Source organism: Pseudomonas sp. H1_A03 (genome assembly GCF_054685145.1).
This window is the reverse complement of the sequence record NZ_CP162829.1, coordinates 3,138,763-3,155,047: the sequence shown is the minus strand read 5'-3', so window position 1 is coordinate 3,155,047 and position 16,285 is coordinate 3,138,763. Positions and strand designations below refer to the sequence as shown.

Annotated in this window: 16 protein-coding genes and 1 pseudogene; 11 read left to right on the top strand and 6 right to left on the bottom strand. The window is 60.2% G+C overall.

Annotation, left to right across the window (positions count from 1 at the left end; all coding sequences use genetic code 11):
• Both mobA and AB4O35_RS14560 read left to right on the top strand, forming a co-directional pair.
• Positions 1–603 carry a molybdenum cofactor guanylyltransferase MobA gene (gene mobA / locus AB4O35_RS14565; RefSeq protein WP_065872707.1) on the top strand — a complete coding sequence of 201 codons (603 nt, stop codon included), beginning with the start codon at positions 1–3 and terminating at the stop codon, positions 601–603.
• 79 nt (positions 604–682) lie between these two features.
• Entirely contained in the window at positions 683–904 is a 222-nt protein-coding gene (locus AB4O35_RS14560; protein WP_010211805.1) for a YgdI/YgdR family lipoprotein, read from the top strand.
• A gap of 55 nt (positions 905–959) precedes the next feature.
• Here AB4O35_RS14560 and AB4O35_RS14555 read toward each other — a convergent pair whose 3' ends face one another.
• The 3 genes from AB4O35_RS14555 to AB4O35_RS14545 form a co-directional block, all read right to left on the bottom strand.
• Positions 960–1,850 (bottom strand): pseudouridine synthase, encoded by an 891-nt coding sequence (locus AB4O35_RS14555; RefSeq protein WP_065889470.1) that lies wholly within the window; start codon positions 1,848–1,850, stop codon positions 960–962.
• 72 nt (positions 1,851–1,922) lie between these two features.
• Positions 1,923–2,258, bottom strand: coding sequence for a transcriptional regulator (locus tag AB4O35_RS14550; RefSeq protein ID WP_065872709.1), 336 nt, complete (start codon positions 2,256–2,258; stop codon positions 1,923–1,925).
• A gap of 74 nt (positions 2,259–2,332) precedes the next feature.
• Complete coding sequence (locus AB4O35_RS14545; protein WP_065882540.1) at positions 2,333–2,569, bottom strand: glutaredoxin family protein; 237 nt, start codon at positions 2,567–2,569, stop codon at positions 2,333–2,335.
• Between the two features lie 149 nt (positions 2,570–2,718).
• Here AB4O35_RS14545 and AB4O35_RS14540 point away from each other — a divergent pair, with 149 nt between their 5' ends.
• Positions 2,719–4,455: a cation:proton antiporter gene (locus AB4O35_RS14540; protein WP_083207091.1), complete on the top strand. Its 1,737-nt coding sequence runs from the start codon at positions 2,719–2,721 to the stop codon at positions 4,453–4,455.
• Here AB4O35_RS14540 and AB4O35_RS14535 read toward each other — a convergent pair.
• Positions 4,442–5,650, bottom strand: a complete 1,209-nt coding sequence (locus tag AB4O35_RS14535) for an ammonium transporter (RefSeq protein ID WP_065872710.1) — start codon at positions 5,648–5,650, stop codon at positions 4,442–4,444. The genes AB4O35_RS14540 and AB4O35_RS14535 overlap by 14 nt on opposite strands.
• Positions 5,651–6,010: 360 nt before the next feature.
• Here AB4O35_RS14535 and AB4O35_RS14530 point away from each other — a divergent pair, with 360 nt between their 5' ends.
• From AB4O35_RS14530 to AB4O35_RS14495, 8 genes are all read left to right on the top strand, one after another.
• On the top strand, positions 6,011–6,325 hold the full coding sequence (locus AB4O35_RS14530) for an ElaB/YgaM/YqjD family protein (RefSeq protein WP_065872711.1): 315 nt from the start codon (positions 6,011–6,013) through the stop codon (positions 6,323–6,325).
• 2 nt (positions 6,326–6,327) lie between these two features.
• On the top strand, positions 6,328–6,711 hold the full coding sequence (locus AB4O35_RS14525) for a phage holin family protein (RefSeq protein WP_033901397.1): 384 nt from the start codon (positions 6,328–6,330) through the stop codon (positions 6,709–6,711).
• Positions 6,708–7,043: a hypothetical protein gene (locus AB4O35_RS14520; protein ID WP_065882429.1), complete on the top strand. Its 336-nt coding sequence runs from the start codon at positions 6,708–6,710 to the stop codon at positions 7,041–7,043. The genes AB4O35_RS14525 and AB4O35_RS14520 overlap by 4 nt, the downstream gene beginning before the upstream one ends.
• A 93-nt stretch (positions 7,044–7,136) precedes the next feature.
• Complete coding sequence (locus AB4O35_RS14515; protein WP_065945657.1) at positions 7,137–8,300, top strand: EAL domain-containing protein; 1,164 nt, start codon at positions 7,137–7,139, stop codon at positions 8,298–8,300.
• A 71-nt stretch (positions 8,301–8,371) separates the two neighbouring features.
• Positions 8,372–9,703, top strand: coding sequence for a deoxyguanosinetriphosphate triphosphohydrolase (locus AB4O35_RS14510; RefSeq protein WP_065945658.1), 1,332 nt, complete (start codon positions 8,372–8,374; stop codon positions 9,701–9,703).
• 171 nt (positions 9,704–9,874) lie between these two features.
• A complete protein-coding gene (locus AB4O35_RS14505; protein ID WP_065872715.1) occupies positions 9,875–10,276 on the top strand; it encodes a response regulator in 402 nt (133 codons plus the stop codon).
• Between the two features lie 249 nt (positions 10,277–10,525).
• Entirely contained in the window at positions 10,526–11,152 is a 627-nt protein-coding gene (locus AB4O35_RS14500) for a response regulator transcription factor (RefSeq protein WP_065872716.1), read from the top strand.
• An 8-nt stretch (positions 11,153–11,160) separates the two neighbouring features.
• Entirely contained in the window at positions 11,161–14,820 is a 3,660-nt protein-coding gene (locus AB4O35_RS14495; RefSeq protein ID WP_065882427.1) for a transporter substrate-binding domain-containing protein, read from the top strand.
• Here the strand turns inward: AB4O35_RS14495 and AB4O35_RS14490 are convergent.
• Both AB4O35_RS14490 and AB4O35_RS14485 read right to left on the bottom strand, forming a co-directional pair.
• A pseudogene (locus AB4O35_RS14490) lies at positions 14,821–15,305 on the bottom strand (GAF domain-containing protein).
• On the bottom strand, positions 15,302–16,192 hold the full coding sequence (locus AB4O35_RS14485) for an ATP-binding protein (RefSeq protein WP_049709281.1): 891 nt from the start codon (positions 16,190–16,192) through the stop codon (positions 15,302–15,304). Before AB4O35_RS14485 ends, AB4O35_RS14490 begins: the two are co-directional and overlap by 4 nt.
• Positions 16,193–16,285: the final 93 nt, after the last annotated feature.

Below are 16,285 nucleotides of genomic sequence, written 5' to 3'. Positions count from 1 at the left end.
ATGCCTATCGACTCATCCCCCCTGCCGTGTTCGATCCTGCTGCTATCCGGTGGGCGCGGGCAGCGCATGGGCGGCCAGGACAAAGGCCTGTTGGATTGGCGTGGCCAGCCCTTGATCGCGCATCTACAGAGCCTGGTGCGACCGCTCACGGATGACCTGATCATCTCGTGCAACCGCAACCCGCAACAGTACGCCGTCTATGCCGACCAACTGGTGAATGACGACAGCCCGGACTTTCCCGGCCCGCTCGCCGGTATCCGTGCGGGACTCGCCGCCGCGCGCCACGCGCACCTGCTGATATTGCCGTGCGATGTACCGCATATCGACGCCCGATTGCTCGCCGACCTGCGGCAGACAGCGCAGCGCAACCCGCTACTGCCAGTGATGGTGCGCCATGGTGAATTCTGGGAACCCTTGATCTGCATCATCCCTACCCACCTGCAAACTGAGGTAGAACAGGCATGGCGTGCGGGTGAACGCAGCCCACGCAAGATCTTCCTGCAACTGGGTGGCGTGGGACTGGAGTGCCCGGCGGATGACCCGCGACTGGCCAACCTTAATACGCCCGAGCTGTTACAGACGCTGTCGGGCATGTCAGAATGAACCTCGCATCAGGAACTTTGTCGGCGCCGCACGCGTCACAAGGTCAGCAATTAAAAAGTATTCTCTCGGAGACAAACTCATGACTCAACGGACCATCGCCGCTCTCATGCTTGCACTGGGCCTCGCCACCCTCGCCGGTTGCGCCTCGCCGACAGTGATCACCCTGAATGACGGTCGCGAAATCCAGGCCGTCGACACCCCGAAATACAATGAAGATTCGGGTTTCTACGAATTCGAACAACTTGACGGCAAGCGCACCCGCATCAACAAAGATCAGGTTCGCACCGTTAAAGACCTGTAAGTCTTAGCGTTTGCCACAAGGCCCGCCTCGCGCGGGCCTTGTCGTTTCCGAGGGGTTACCAGTCCAGGGTGATCTCGCTGCGGAAGCTGCGCTCTACGCCGGTGACCGGGTCGATAAAACGCACGCCCTGGGCCAGCAGCTTGAGTGGGTTGGCGTAGTCGTCCACCGCGTCCTTGATCACATCCGGGTAGAACGGGTCGTTACAGATACTCGCGCCAAGTGCGGTCATGTGCACACGCAACTGGTGCTTCTTGCCGGTCACGGGAAACAGGCCGTAGCGCCATAGATCGCCATTCTTTTCGCGCACTTCCACAGCCGTTTCAGTGTTGGCGGCGCCAGACCCCTCCTGCATACGAAAGAACGGCTCGCCATCGACCAGGCGGCTTTTATGCACCCTGGGGAACGCCAGTTCAGGCAAGGCCGGTGCGATGGCCTCGTAGAATTTATCGATCTTGCGCGTGGGAAACAGTTGTTGATACGCGGAGCGGCTGGCCGGGTTGGCCGAGAACAGCACCAACCCCGCCGTATGCCGATCGATGCGATGCAAGGGCACCAGCGATGGATTGTCGAGGCGGCGAATCAGGCGCCGCAGCAGGGTTTGCTCGACATATTCACCGGCCGGGGTCACGGGCAGGAAATGGGGTTTGTCTGCCACCACCAGGTGCTCGTCGGCGTACAGGATGGTTTCCTGTACGGGGATGATTTTCTCGTTGGGCACTTCGCGGAAGTAATAGATGCACAGCCCTTCCTTGTAGGCCAGGTCCTGGCTGATCGGGCTGCCGTTGATATCCAATACGCGGCTGCGGGCGATGCGGTCCAGCCAATGTTCACGGCTGATCGCCGGGAAGTGTTCGCACAGGCAATCCAGCACCGTCGCCCAAGGGCCCGGTGGCAAGTACAACGTACTGGCTTGATGCTCGGAGGCGATAAAAACAGAAGTGGACATGCAGATGCTCAAGCCTTGGGAAAACCGGCAGGCATTATCCCGCATTGCGCGGGATTGAGCCTAGGGCGAATCTCAGGCCTTGGCCAACGCGGCCCGCAGAACCTTCGAGGCACTGGCGGCGTCGGTGAACTCCTTGAGCCAGCGCAGCACGTCCACCGCTTCCCAGCGGCCCGGGTCGTACAACGCGTACAACAAGCCCTGGTAACCCACCACATCCAGCTGCTTGTGATAACCGGCGCGCTGGAACAGCGCCTCGATCTCGGCGAAGCAAGTATTGAAATGCACTTTATTAAACGGCGTCTTGCCTTCCGTGACCAGGCCGTCAAGGCGCAGCTCGTTCACCGCGTCGCGCACGACATCGGCGGACATGCGATTGACGCTGCTTTTCAGTTGTTCAACATTCACCACGGGCGTTCCCTCTATTCAATCGCTGTACAAACATACAGTAACGTAATAATCGGAAACCTGCCATCGCATAAAACTCAGCGAAGGAAGGCGACAACCTGTTGTGTGTCGAATGGCCAATCCAGTTCCGCCCCGGTGTCTACCCGGCGAAGCACCGGGATCCGCAGGCCGTAGGCTTCGGTCAGGTCTTCGGGGTCGGTGATATCCACCAGTTCCACCAGCAACCCGTGTTCGACGAGCGGCATGATTTCGGCTTCGGCGATTTCACAAAGATGGCAACCCAGGGTGCCGAATAACTGGCATTCAGGAAGCATGGCAATGGACCTGGTCAGAAAACAGGCCACCATTCTAAGCTCGGTTACGGCCTCTCGCCCACCCTCACTAAAACCCTGACCCAGGTCACCATGGCGTATAACTGATTCGGCGATTCTCGCGGCTTTTTGCCTGCCCCCTAGCAACGGAGATGCGTGTGTTTGCCAACCTGCTGATCATTTTGGCCTCATCCCTGGTGGTGATTGCGCTGTTTCGCCGGTTGCGATTGCCGCCCGTGCTGGGCTACCTGTGCGTCGGCCTGGCCGTGGGGCCCACCGCGCTGGACTGGGTGAATGACAGCGAGGACCTGCCCGACCTCGCCGAACTCGGTGTGGTGTTTCTGCTGTTCTCCCTGGGCCTGGAATTTTCCCTGACCAGGATGCTCGCCTTGCGCCGTGTGGTGTTTGGCCTGGGCAGTTTGCAGGTGCTGGGGTGCGCAGTACTGCTGGGCGGATTATTGATGGCCTTTGGTGTGGCGCCGGGCATCGCCCTGTTGCTGGGGGCCGGGCTGGCGTTGTCATCCACGGCGATTGTCAGCAAGGAGCTGACCAGCCTTGGTGAAATCTTCAGCAGCCACGGCCAGAACGCGATTGGCGTGTTGCTGTTTCAGGACGTAGTGGCGGTGTTGCTGCTGACCCTGGTGCCGGTGTTTGCCGGCACCGGTGAGCAAGCCTGGTACCTGGCGCTGCCGCTGACACTCGGCAAAACCGTGTTCTTGTTTGTCGGCCTGCTGCTCGCCAGCCGTTGGCTGTTGCCGCGTTTGTTCCGCGAGGTCGCCGCCTCCCATTCGGCAGAGCTGTTTGTGCTGCTGGCGCTGGTGATTGTGTTGCTGACCGCCTGGCTCACCCACCTGCTTGGGCTCTCCCCTGCGCTGGGTGCGTTCCTCGCCGGCATGTTGTTAGGGGAAAGCCACTACCGCCATCAGATCGAGGCGGATATCCGCCCGTTTCGCGACATCTTGCTGGGGCTGTTTTTCGTCAGCATCGGCATGCTCATCGACCTGCAACTGTTCGTCAGCCATAGCCTGCTGATCCTCGGCATGACCCTGGCATTGATGGTGGCCAAAGGCTGTGTGGTCGCCGCGCTGGTCAAGCTGCGTGGCAGCGACAGTGAAACCGCCTGGCGCAGTGGCCTGGCCCTGGCCCAGGGTGGCGAGTTCTGTTTTGCGTTGATGGCGCAGATGCAGCAAAGCCGTCTGATCCCGGATGAATTCAACGGCCTGCTGCTCGCTGCCACGTTCTGTTCGATGTTGCTGACGCCGCTGCTGTTGCGCGCCGCACCACGCATTGCCCTGCGCCTGCACCGCAAGCCCAACCAGCAAGTGCAGTTGGAAGAAATCACCGCGCTGAACGCCGAGTTGCGCGGGCACGCAGTGATTTGCGGGTATGGACGCGTAGGCCAATCCATCGGACGTTTCCTGCGCAATGAGCAACAGGCGTTTATCGCCCTGGATGACGACCCGGAACGGGTCCAGGAAGCCACGACCGAAGACAGCAGCGTGCATTACGGCGATTGCCGGCGTGGTGCCCTGCTCAGTGCAGTCGGCCTGGAGCGTGCACGGTTGGTGGTGATTGCGGTGGACAACAGCGACGTTGCCTTGGTGGTGTTGAAAGAAGCGCGCCGGATCAACCCCGAAGTGCCGATTCTGGTGCGCACCCGCGATGACAGCCAACTGGCCGAACTGAAAGCCGCGGGCGCCAATGAAGTGGTGCCCGAGCTGTTGGAGTCGAGCCTGATGCTCGCCTCCCATGCCTTGATCCTGCTAGGCCTGCCGGACCAACAGGTACAGGCGCGTGTCGATGAAGTGCGGCAGAACCGCTATCACCTGCTGCACGGTTTTTACTCGCACCCGAACAACGCAGAAGAGGCGCCGATCAATCCTGACTGACCGCGCCGATCTTGTGGATCGACAGGTCCGCGCCGTAGTACTCCTCTTCCTGGCTCAGGCGCAGCCCGGTCACGCGCTTGATCACGCCGTACACCAACAGGCCGCCGGCCAGCGCCACCAGCACACCGAGGGCGGTGCCGATCAACTGGCTGATCAGGCTGACACCCCCCAGCCCACCGAGGGCGGTCTGGCCGAAAATGCCACAAGCGATGCCGCCCCACACCCCGCACAGGCCGTGCAACGGCCACACACCCAGTACGTCGTCGATCTTCCAGCGATCCTGGGCCGCGATGAAGAACCACACGAACACACCACCGGCGACTGCCCCCGTGACCAGCGCGCCCACCGGGTGCATCAGGTCGGAGCCCGCGCAGATCGCCACCAGCCCGGCCAATGGACCGTTATGCAGGAAGCCTGGGTCATTGCGACCGATGACCAGGGCCGCAACCGTGCCGCCGACCATGGCCATCAGCGAATTGACTGCCACCAGGCCACTGACGCCGTTTAGGGTTTGCGCGCTCATCACGTTGAAGCCAAACCAACCGACGATCAAAATCCACGAGCCCAACGCCAGGAACGGAATGCTCGACGGCGCAAACGCTACCAGGCGCCCGTCGCGGTAGCGCCCATTGCGCGGGCCAAGCAACAACACCGCCGCCAGCGCCAGCCAGCCGCCCATGGCGTGCACCACCACGGAACCGGCAAAGTCGTGGAAGCTGGCGCCAAAGGTCGCGAGCAGCCACGCCTGCAGGCCGAAATTGCCGTTCCACACCATGCCTTCGAAAAACGGGTAGATAAACGCCACGATCAACGCCGTTGCACAGAGCTGCGGCGCAAACCGCGCACGCTCGGCGATACCGCCGGAAATAATCGCCGGGATCGCCGCCGCGAAGGTCAGCAGGAAAAAGAACTTCACCAACCCATAACCATGATCGGCACTGATCACAGCGGCCGGTTGCATGAAGCTCACACCGTAGGAGATCCAATAGCCTATAAAGAAATAGGCCAGCGTGGAAATGGCGAAGTCGCTGAGGATCTTCGACAAGGCGTTGACCTGGTTTTTCTGGCGCACGGTGCCCACTTCCAGGAACGCGAAGCCGGCGTGCATGGCCAGCACCATGACCGCACCGATCAGGATAAACAGGGTATTGGAACTATGGACGAGGGTGTCCACTGCACTTTGCAGATTTTCCATGGAGGTTGGCAGGCCTGTAATAAAGGCAAAAAGCACCAAAGCGGTTCAAGCCAGGGTTGCGCGCACTAAATTGGCACCGCCGGCCCCACCCCTCTACAGAGAATGTGAACCGCTTTAGCGCAGCGATCAACACAACAGGCCGTTGCCGAAAGGGTTTTTCCGCGGGTTTCAGTTATTTAGGGTAAGGTTTTTCAAGGCATTGCCTAAAGCCGCCCGGATTCAGCGCAAGCCCCGGGGCCTGCGCACCAAGGCAAAGCAAAAGCTGTACCAGACAATTGCACTGAACCTTCACCGGTGCCGGTGACTCGAAACCACTGCGTATCGAACCGACGTACCGATCAGCCAATCACGGAGATAACCATGGCCAGAAGAACTGCAAAGACTGCTCAAGAAATATTGATGGCGGATTTTCAAACCTTGGTGACTGACACCGAACGGTTGCTGGATGACACCAAGGTGCTTGCCGGTGACCAGGCCGATGAGCTGCGTGCGAAGATTCATGACACGCTGCTGCAGGCCCGCGAAACCCTGAAACAGACCGAAGAGTCCCTGCGCGAACGTGGCCAGGCGGCGGTCACCGCCACTGAAGATTACGTGCAGGCCAACCCTTGGCAGTCGGTGGGCATTGCCGCCGGCGTGGGCTTTCTGATCGGCCTGTTGGCCACAAGGCGCTAATCATGTCTATCGGCGAAACTGGCTCGTCCACGGGCACTACCTCAAGACGTTTGGGCGCGGCCGTGTTGGGCTTGCTGCACAGCCACGTCGAATTGTTTGGCATTGAATTGCAGGAACAGAAGGCCCGCACCGTCAGCCTGCTGCTGTTTGCCGGCCTGGCGCTGGTGTTTGCGCTGCTGTTGCTGGTGGGGCTGTCGACCTTGGTGATGATCCTGGTGTGGGACACCGGCTACCGCCTGACCGGGATCATCTGCCTCTGCGTGTTCTACACGCTGGCCGCAGCGTTCTGCGGGGTACGCTTGAAAGCGGCGGTGTTCGATGAGTCCACGCCGTTCCACGCCACCCTCGAAGAGCTGGCCAATGACCGGGAGCGCCTGCTGCCATGACTCAACTACCGACAAACACCTCACGGCGGGAAATGCGCAAGGCGTTGATTCGCCTGCGCATGGAAATGCACCGCCAGGAGATTCGACACGAATCCCAGCAATTGATGTCGCCCTTGAACAAGGTGCGCAACCTGGGCCAGAACTTTCAGGACGGCCTGGGCATCAAGCACGCGCCGCTGTGGGGCGTGGCCGCTGTGACGCTGATGGGCTTCTTTACCGGTAAGGGCGCCAAGGGCGGCGGTATCGGCAGCCTGACGCGCATGGTGCGCCTGGGCGCCGGCTTGATCCCGCTGATCAAACTGGCCATGCAGGGTTCATCGCGCAAAGGTTGAGCCTGGCTGGCTGCATTCTTGCTAACAGAATCGGCCCGACCCTCGTTTTCGAGGGCCGGGCCTTTTTTTCGCCACCTCGCTTAAGGAGGCCCCGTGATCGACGGGCAACCGCTCGCCTGCTTCCAGCCATTTATCGACACCGCCACCGGCCGCATCGCCGGCGTTGAGGCCCTGGGCCGTCTGCGCCAGGCTGACGGCCGCTTGCAGTCCGTGGGCCCGCTGTTCGCCGACCCACGCACGCCGGGCGTGACCTTGCGCCGTCTCGACCGGCAGATCCGTGACAACGCACTGAGCCGCTTGCACGAAGCCCCCGAAGATTGGTTCCTGAGCTTGAACATCTCGCCGCGCTGGATCAATCGCCTGCGCCCGGGCCAAGCCTTGCCGAGCCTGAAGCAGATCCACAGCCATGGCGTCGACCCACGACGCATCGTGTTCGAGATCACCGAACTGGGCGGCGACATCCAGCGCCTGGCCGACGTGGTGGTGCGTTATCGCGAGGCCGGCGCGCGAATCGCCATCGATGACTTTGGCGCTGGCTATTCGCAGCTCGACCGGGTGCTGGCATTGCAGCCGGATATTCTCAAGCTGGACATGCGCCTGTTCCAGGCCGCCGCCCGCGGCGGGCCGAGCAGCGAAGTGGTCAGGGCATTGGCGCAAATGGCGGAGAAGACCGGGTGCTGGATCATCGCCGAAGGCGTGGAAACCGAGGCACAGTTAAGTTTCGCCCTGGAATGTGGTTCGCGGTACGTACAGGGCTATCTGTTTGCCCAGGCGCAGCTGGACTGGTTCGCCGCCGATGCCTTCGTCTCGCGTTTCGCCCAGCTGCGCACCGCGTATGTCCAACAAAAGCTCGCAGAGCGTGGGCGCATTATGCAACTGCGCCAGCAATTGGCCGAGCTGATGAACATCCTGCAAACCTGGGCGCAGGCCCAGGCGCCTTTGAGCCAGTTACCGCAACTGCCGGCGTTTCCCTGGCTGCTGCGCTTCTACCAGTGCGACCGGCATGGCACGCAGCTGACCCCCAACTTCGAATGGCGCCAGGACGCCTGGCAGGCCGACAGTCGCTACCTGGGCCATAACTGGTCGTGGCGCCCGTACTTCTATCACCTGCTGGCCGAGGGGTGGGAGGAGCGGCGCCTGACCCTGTCTTCGACCTACCGCGACGCGACCACCAATCAGTATTGCCTCACGGCCGGACAATTCTTCGATAACGGTCAGCGTTTGCTGTTAATCGATATCGACGCAGCCGGGCTGTAGATTTTCGCTTGCCCAGGTCGCGCTGAACCGGGAAGCTGGGAGGGTCATTCACCGTACGGAGAGTACCCGCCTTGGATTGGCCCACCCTGCTGACTCGCGAACGTCTTGGCAAACCGCTGCACAGCCCGGAAGAACTGGGGCGTAGCCCGTTTCACAAAGACCACGACCGTATTATCTTCTCTGGCGCATTTCGCCGCCTGGGCCGCAAGACCCAGGTACACCCGGTCTCCAGCAACGACCACATCCATACACGCCTGACCCACTCCCTGGAAGTGAGCTGTGTGGGCCGCTCCCTCGGCATGCGCGTCGGCGAGACCTTGCGCAGCGCCCTGCCCGACTGGTGCGACCCGAGCGACCTGGGCATGGTGGTGCAATCGGCCTGCCTGGCCCACGACATCGGCAACCCGCCATTCGGGCATTCCGGCGAAGACGCCATCCGCCACTGGTTCCAGCAGGCTGCAGGGCGCGGCTGGCTGGACGACATGAGCAGCGCCGAACGCAATGACTTCCTCAACTTCGAAGGCAACGCGCAGGGCTTTCGTGTGCTCACCCAACTGGAATACCACCAGTTCGACGGCGGTACGCGGCTGACCTACGCAACCCTGGGCACGTACCTGAAATACCCCTGGACCGCCCGGCACGCGGACTCGCTGGGGTACAAGAAACACAAGTTCGGCTGCTACCAGAGCGAGCTGCCGATCCTCCAGCAGATCGCCCACAAGCTCGGCCTGCCGCAACTCGAGGATCAGCGCTGGGCCCGGCATCCGCTGGTGTATCTGATGGAGGCGGCAGACGACATTTGCTACGCCTTGATCGACTTGGAAGACGGTCTGGAAATGGAGTTGCTGGAGTACACCGAAGTCGAGTCGCTGCTGCTGGACCTGGTGGGCGATGACCTGCCACAGACCTATCGCCAACTCGGCGCCCAGGACTCCCGTCGACGCAAGTTGGCGATCCTGCGTGGCAAGGCCATCGAGCATTTGACCAACGCGGCGGCACGGGCCTTCGTGGAACAGCAAGACGCTTTGTTGGCCGGCACCCTGCCCGGGGATCTGGTGGAGCATATGCACGGCCCGGCCAAACGCTGCGTCCTGGATGCCAAAGACATGGCGCGCAAGAAAATCTTTCAGGACAAGCGCAAGACCCTGCATGAGATCGGCGCCTACACCACCCTCGAGATTCTCCTGAACGCCTTCTGCGGTGCCGCGCTTGAGCAACATGGCGGGCGCACGCCGTCGTTCAAGAACCGGCGCATTCTCGACTTGCTTGGCAACAACGCGCCGAACCCCGAGTGGCCGTTACACGCGTCGTTCCTACGCATGATCGACTTTATCGCGGGCATGACCGACAGCTATGCCACCGAGATGGCGCGGGAAATGACCGGACGCTCCAGCCCTCAATAACGAGCACGATCACGTCGCCTGTTTCCTGAAAGGAATCTGCCTACAAAGGGAACAGAGCGGCCTGATCGAATTCGCACAGCCACCCGATGAATAATCACGCACGCTCCCGGCGACCCTGGCGATCTGTTCCTACGCGCCCCCATCGACGCTTGACTCACCGCGTGGCCCCCAATGCCCAATTACCCACTTCGTATCCTGCTGGTGGAGGATCATCCTTTTCAACTTCTCGCCACCCAGTGCCTGCTCAGAAGCTTCGGCTTCGCCCGGCTGACGCCAGCCGAAAACGCCGAGCAGGCAATCTGTTTGATGTCACGGGCCGAGGAGCCTTTCGACATCATCCTCTGTGACCAATGCTTGCCTGACCTGCCCGGACTCGAACTGATTGATATCGCCAGCCGCCGACGCTTTACCACGACCGCCATCCTGCTGAGCGGATTGCCCGTGGCGGAACTCGCCAGCCTGATATCCCAAGCGGCAGATCGTGGCCTGCCACTACTCGGTTACTTATCAAAGCCACTGAACAAGAATGAACTTGCGCACTTGCTGTGCCCTTTACTTAAGTTACAAATGTAGGAATTAAACATCATGGACTGACGAAAAACGTCGGCGCCGCACCCGTTAAATCCATGACAGCAGCATTTAGTTCACTCACTGCCACAGCACTGACATATCGCTTCACAACGCCTTAGCAGCCGGTAGGCATTTACCTTTTCTCATGTAGGACTTTTCCTGTTTTATATCTACTTCCCCCTCGACTCATGCTCCTCCCTCCTCTTCTAAGCTAATGTGCCCGCTTTATTTGCACTTGCATGGAATGTGATCATGAACTCAGTTTTTATTATCGATGACCACCCTGTTATACGACTTGCCATCCGAATGTTACTGGAGCACGAAGGGTACAAAGTGGTGGGCGAAACGGATAACGGCTGCGACGCCATACAAATGGTCCGCGAATGCCTGCCTGACCTGATTATCCTGGACATCAGCATTCCCAAGCTGGATGGGCTGGAAGTGCTCTGCCGCTTCAACGCGATGAACACGTCAATGAAGACCCTGATCCTGACAGCCCAGTCCCCCACCCTCTTCGCCACACGCTGCATGCGCTCGGGCGCCGATGGCTACGTGTGCAAGGAAGGCGATTTGAGTGAGTTGCTGAGCGCCATTCGCGCGGTGTTGTCCGGCTACAACTATTTCCCGAGCCAGGCACTGAACAGCAATGGTGTAGACGGCGTGGAATCCCAGGAACTCGAACTATTCAAGACCGTCAACGACCGCGAACTAATGGTATTGCAACTTTTTGCACAAGGCCGCACCAACAAGGAAATCGCCAAAGGTATGTTTCTGAGTAATAAAACAGTAAGCACTTATAAAAAGCGGCTGATGCAAAAACTTCAAGCCAAATCCTTGGTAGAACTTATCGAGATGGCAAAACGAAACGCGCTAGTGTGAGAAAGCGGATGCCCAGGCGTATAAAGGACTATCTGATTACATTGAGTGCCGGCTTGTGCTTCAGCACGGTCGTGCTCGCGAACCACCCAGCGAGCCCGGAACATTTCACCTTGTTGAGCCGTGCAGGCTCGGTTCAACTGGAAACCCACCTCAACAAGGCCCAACGCCAATGGCTGCAAAACAAGCGGGAGTTGGTGCTGGGCACTGCGTCCCCTGATTATCCGCCCTTTGACCTCACGTCCAGCGGCCGCGACTACGAGGGACTCACCGCTGATTACGCCGGCCTGCTGTCCAAGGCACTGGCACTGCCGGTGAAAGTGTTGCGCTACCCCTCCCGAGAGGCCGCGATCCGCGCCCTTGAAGCGGGGGATATCGACCTGCTGGGCTCGTCCAACGGCTTTGAGGCGGCAAACCCGAATCTCACGCTGTCCGAACCCTATGCAGTGGACCAGCCGGTACTGGTCACCCGCGAAGGTGAGACCCGCAGCCTGAAGGATGGCCTGGCCGGGATGCGCCTGGCTCTGGTCTACCACTACCTGCCACTGGGCGAGGTGGAAAAGCTTTACCCCGAGGCGCGCATCCGCGTCTATCCCTCTTATCAAAATGCCTTGAATGCGGTGGCATTCGACCAGGCGGACGTGTTTCTCGGCGATACCATTTCCACCCATTACATGATCAACAAGGGCTACCTGAAGAACATCCGCATGGCCAATTTCGGCAAGCACGAGGCCTATGGGTTCAGCTTTGCCATGCCCCAGCAGCAGCGCACCCTCTTGAGTATCGTCGATGCGGTAATGACGGCCGTGCCTACCGCTGAACGGGACGCGATCGCCAAGCGCTGGAGCGCCGGCAGCGACATCCTGCTGACCGACGAGAAGCTACAACTGACTCAACGTGAGGAGCGTTGGCTGAAGGACCACCCGGTGGTGAAGGTGGCGGTGAACGAAACCTTCGCCCCCCTGACGTTCTTCGATACCGACGGCAATTTTCGTGGCATTACCGCCGATCTGCTGGAGTTGGTTCGCCTGCGCACCGGGCTGCGTTTCGACATTGAGCGCGGGCGTGACGTGAATGCGATGATCGAACAGGTGGACGCCGGCAAAGTCGACATCATCGGCGCAATCGTGCCCAGCGTTGAACGGGAAGCGCAGCTGAATTTCAGCCGACCTTACCTGGAAAATTCCTATGTGCTGCTGACCCGGAAAGAGCCCGATGCGCCCTTGAACCTGGAGCAGATGGCCGGCAAGCGCCTGGCAATTACGCCGGGTAACCCGCTGGAAACCGTCCTGCGCCGCGACTTCCCAGAGGTGCATCTGGTCAACGCCAGCGACACGTTCAAGGCCTCGGAAATGCTGGCCCAAGGGCATGTCGAAGGCGCAGTGAACTCACTGGTAGTCGCCAACTACTTCCTGTCGTCCCAGATGTTCCAGGACAAACTTCAGATCAGCACCAGTATCGGCACCTTTCCCGCCACGTTTGCCCTGGCAACCGCACGCAGTGCCACCGAACTCAGCTCGATTCTCGACAAGGCCTTGCTGAGCATCGCCCCGGATGAGCTGGGGGTGATCAACAGTCGCTGGCGAGGCTACACCTCCGCCTCCGATAGCTACTGGCGCAACTATCATCAACTGATCGCACGCATCATCATTGGTACGGGCCTTTTGCTGTTGGTCTCCCTGGGCTGGAACGCCTATATGCGTCGCCAGATCAAACACCGCAAGATGGCCGAGCGCGCGCTCAGTGACCAGTTCGAGTTCATGCGTGCGCTGGTCAATGAAACCCCGCATCCGATCTACGTGCGTGATCGTAAAGGCTTGCTGCAGACCTGCAATGACAGCTACCTGCAGGTATTCGACGTCAAACGCGAGGATGTGATCGGCAAAAGCGCCATCCAGATGAGTGAGGCCCTTGAAACCGACGCGGTTCAATATCACGCCGATTACCAGCGGGTGATGGCCGAAGGCAACCCGCTGATCCTTGATCGCACCCTGCATATCCACGGAAAAAAACTGACGATCTACCACTGGATCCTGCCATACCGCGACTCTACCGCAGAGGTGCAGGGCATCATTGGTGGCTGGATTGACATCAGCGAGCGACGCCAACTGTTCGACGAAATCCGCGCCGCCAAAGAACGCGCCGACGAAGCCAACCGGGCCAAGAGCACGTTCCTCGCCACCATGAGCCATGAAATCCGCACACCGATGAACGCGGTGATTGGCATGCTCGAACTGACCCTCAAGCGTGCCGACCAGGGCCATCTTGATCGCCCGGCCATCGAAGTGGCGTACAACTCGGCCAAGGACCTGCTGGAGCTGATCGGCGATATCCTCGACATCGCGCGCATCGAATCCGGGCGCCTGAGCCTGGCGCCGGAACGCGTCAACCTGCGAGAGGTGATCGAGTCGGTGGTGCGTGTGTTCGACGGCCTGGCCCGCCAGAAAACCCTCAGCCTGTCCCTTGAGTTCAAGCCCAACCTGGATGACACCGATGTGTTGATCGACCCGCTGCGGTTCAAGCAGGTGCTGTCCAACCTCGTCAGCAACGCGATCAAGTTCACCGAGCGCGGCGAGGTCAAAATCAAGGTTGAGGTATTGCCCACCGAGCTGGCGCAGCAAGTCGAGATGAAACTGGTGGTCGAGGATACCGGGATAGGTATCAGCCGGGATGACCAGTTACGCCTGTTCGAACCCTTTGCCCAGGCCGACAATTCCGGGCAGCTCGCCAGGAGCGGTGCCGGCCTGGGGCTGGTGATCTGCCGCAGCCTGTGCGCAATGATGGGCGGGCAACTGAGCCTGAGCAGCGTGCCTATGGTGGGCACTCAGGTGCATGTCAGCTTGAACATGACGCGCCTGCAGCCGGAACAGGCAACGGTCGAACCGAAACCCGAAGCCCCTGCGACCGCGCCAGTGCTCAATGTGCTGGTGGTGGACGATCATCCCGCCAACCGCTTGCTGATGTGCCAGCAACTGGGTTACCTGGGACACCAGTTTACCGCCGCCCAGAACGGCGCCACCGGTTTCCAGGCCTGGCGCCAGGAACGCTTCGACCTGATCATCGCCGACTGCAACATGCCCATCATGAATGGCTACGAGCTGAGTCGCTCGATCCGGGAATACGAACAGCGTGAGCAACTCGCACCGTGCGTGGTACTGGGTTTTACCGCCAATGCCCAGCCCGAAGAGAAGCAACGCTGCGCCGAAGCCGGTATGAACGATTGCCTGTTCAAACCGATCAGCCTGACGGCATTGGAGCGACAACTGGCGAAGATCGCCCCTCAACCCAGCGACCTGTACCTGGACCTCGGCAACTTCGAGGCCCTGACCGGCGGCGATCCACAGTTGAGCTGGCGTTTGCTGGAGGAACTGTTGAGCAGCAGCCGACATGATCGCCAGGAACTGACGGCGCTGATCAGTGCACATGCCCCGCTCCAGGAAATCATCGAGCAAGCTCACAAAATCAAAGGCGCTGCCCGTATTGTTCAGGCGACCCCATTGGCCAGGCAGTGCGAAACCCTTGAACAAGCCTGTGCCCGCGGTGATGACTGGGCGTTGATTGAAGCCAGTGCGAAATCCTTGGAAAAGCTCATGATGGAACTGGAGAGGTTACTGCAGATGCAGCTTCAAGCACTCGATGCCAGCAAGGGGCGGCTGCCGCCCCTTACGTGATCAGCAGTTGGTCAAGCGCAGGAAAATTGCTGCCAGCCGTTCAATGCCCGCCTGGTCCTGGGGGGGGTAAAACGCGCCAACGACGGGCTATCGAGGTCAAGGACGCCGATCAATTTGCCGTCCTTGACCAGGGGTACCACCAGCTCGCTGTTCGATGCGCTGTCACAGGCGATATGCCCTGGGAACGCATGCACATCCTCCACCCGCTGGGTCTGCCGCGTCGCCGCCGCCGCACCGCACACCCCACGGCCGAACGGTATGCGCACGCAGGCGATCTGGCCCTGGAACGGGCCAAGCACCAGCTCTTCGTCACGGTTAAGGTAAAAGCCGGCCCAGTTCAAATCGTCCAGCTGGTTGAACAGGAAGGCAGAAAACTGCGCACTGTTGGCGATGAAATCTCGCTCATCGGCCAGCAGCGACTCCAGTTGCGCGCAGAGCATGGCATAGCCATCAAGGCCAGTACCGGCGCTTTGTAAATCAATCATGGTTGACGTTCCAGTAATTTGAGGCCGACCCAGTAACGAGCGAATTGGTACGCGCAACGACCGTTGCGGTTGCCACGTCCGGTAGCCCAGCGTACCGCAAGAATGTCGAGCGCTTCATCGCGCTGCCACTGCAAACCGGCCTTGCTCGCCAGTTCGCCGATCCAGTGCTCCACGACATCCAGGAAGTGTTCCTGGGTAAACGGGTAGAACGACAGCCACAAGCCAAAACGGTCGGACAAGGCGATCTTGTCTTCCACCGCTTCGCTTGGGTGCAATTCACCATCCACGCGTTTCCAGTTGTCATTGTCGCTCTGGTTTTCCGGCACCAAATGGCGGCGGTTGGAAGTGGCGTACAGCAGCACGTTCTCCGGGGCCTGTTCGAGAGAGCCGTCGAGCACGCTTTTCAGCACACGGTAATCGCCTTCACCGGCCTCGAATGACAGGTCGTCGCAGAACAGGATAAAACGCTGCGGCAGCTTGAGCAGTTGCTCGACCACACGCGGCAGGTCGGCCAGATGGTCGCGTTCGATCTCGATCAGGCGCAAACCGGCCTTGGCGTGCTGTGCCAGCAAGGCGCGCACCATCGACGATTTACCCGTGCCACGCGAGCCCCATAGCAGCGCATGATTGGCGGGCAGGCCATCGATGAATTGTTGGGTGTTGCGCGCCAGTGTTTCACGTTGCTTGTCGACACCGATCAGGTCCGACAGGCGCATGTCCAGGCTCACGTCCAACGGCAACAGGAAACCACTGCGGCCTTCGCGCTGCCAGCGGGCAGCCAGGCACTGGTTCCAATCAATGGTTTGGCGTGGTGCAGGCAATAAGGGTTCGAGGCGGGCGAGCACTGCATCGGCCCGCTCAAGAAAGGCACTCAATCGAGAATCCACAATTATTCCTCTGGCAAGTTCTTGCAAAAGATGGCGTATTGGCAGCCCTGCGGCAGACCGCACGAGGCTGCGTAAAAAACGATTCATGCCGGG

Bases quoted from the DNA above. Each gene is read 5' to 3' on its own strand.
- mobA (WP_065872707.1), top strand. From the start codon at position 1: ATGCCTATCGACTCATCCCCCCTGCCGTGTTCGATCCTGCTGCTATCC.
- AB4O35_RS14560 (WP_010211805.1), top strand. From the start codon at position 683: ATGACTCAACGGACCATCGCCGCTCTCATGCTTGCACTGGGCCTCGCC.
- AB4O35_RS14555 (WP_065889470.1), bottom strand. From the start codon at position 1,850: ATGTCCACTTCTGTTTTTATCGCCTCCGAGCATCAAGCCAGTACGTTG.
- AB4O35_RS14545 (WP_065882540.1), bottom strand. From the start codon at position 2,569: ATGCTTCCTGAATGCCAGTTATTCGGCACCCTGGGTTGCCATCTTTGT.
- AB4O35_RS14540 (WP_083207091.1), top strand. From the start codon at position 2,719: ATGCGTGTGTTTGCCAACCTGCTGATCATTTTGGCCTCATCCCTGGTG.
- AB4O35_RS14535 (WP_065872710.1), bottom strand. From the start codon at position 5,650: ATGGAAAATCTGCAAAGTGCAGTGGACACCCTCGTCCATAGTTCCAAT.
- AB4O35_RS14530 (WP_065872711.1), top strand. From the start codon at position 6,011: ATGGCCAGAAGAACTGCAAAGACTGCTCAAGAAATATTGATGGCGGAT.
- AB4O35_RS14525 (WP_033901397.1), top strand. From the start codon at position 6,328: ATGTCTATCGGCGAAACTGGCTCGTCCACGGGCACTACCTCAAGACGT.
- AB4O35_RS14520 (WP_065882429.1), top strand. From the start codon at position 6,708: ATGACTCAACTACCGACAAACACCTCACGGCGGGAAATGCGCAAGGCG.
- AB4O35_RS14505 (WP_065872715.1), top strand. From the start codon at position 9,875: ATGCCCAATTACCCACTTCGTATCCTGCTGGTGGAGGATCATCCTTTT.
- AB4O35_RS14500 (WP_065872716.1), top strand. From the start codon at position 10,526: ATGAACTCAGTTTTTATTATCGATGACCACCCTGTTATACGACTTGCC.
- AB4O35_RS14495 (WP_065882427.1), top strand. From the start codon at position 11,161: ATGCCCAGGCGTATAAAGGACTATCTGATTACATTGAGTGCCGGCTTG.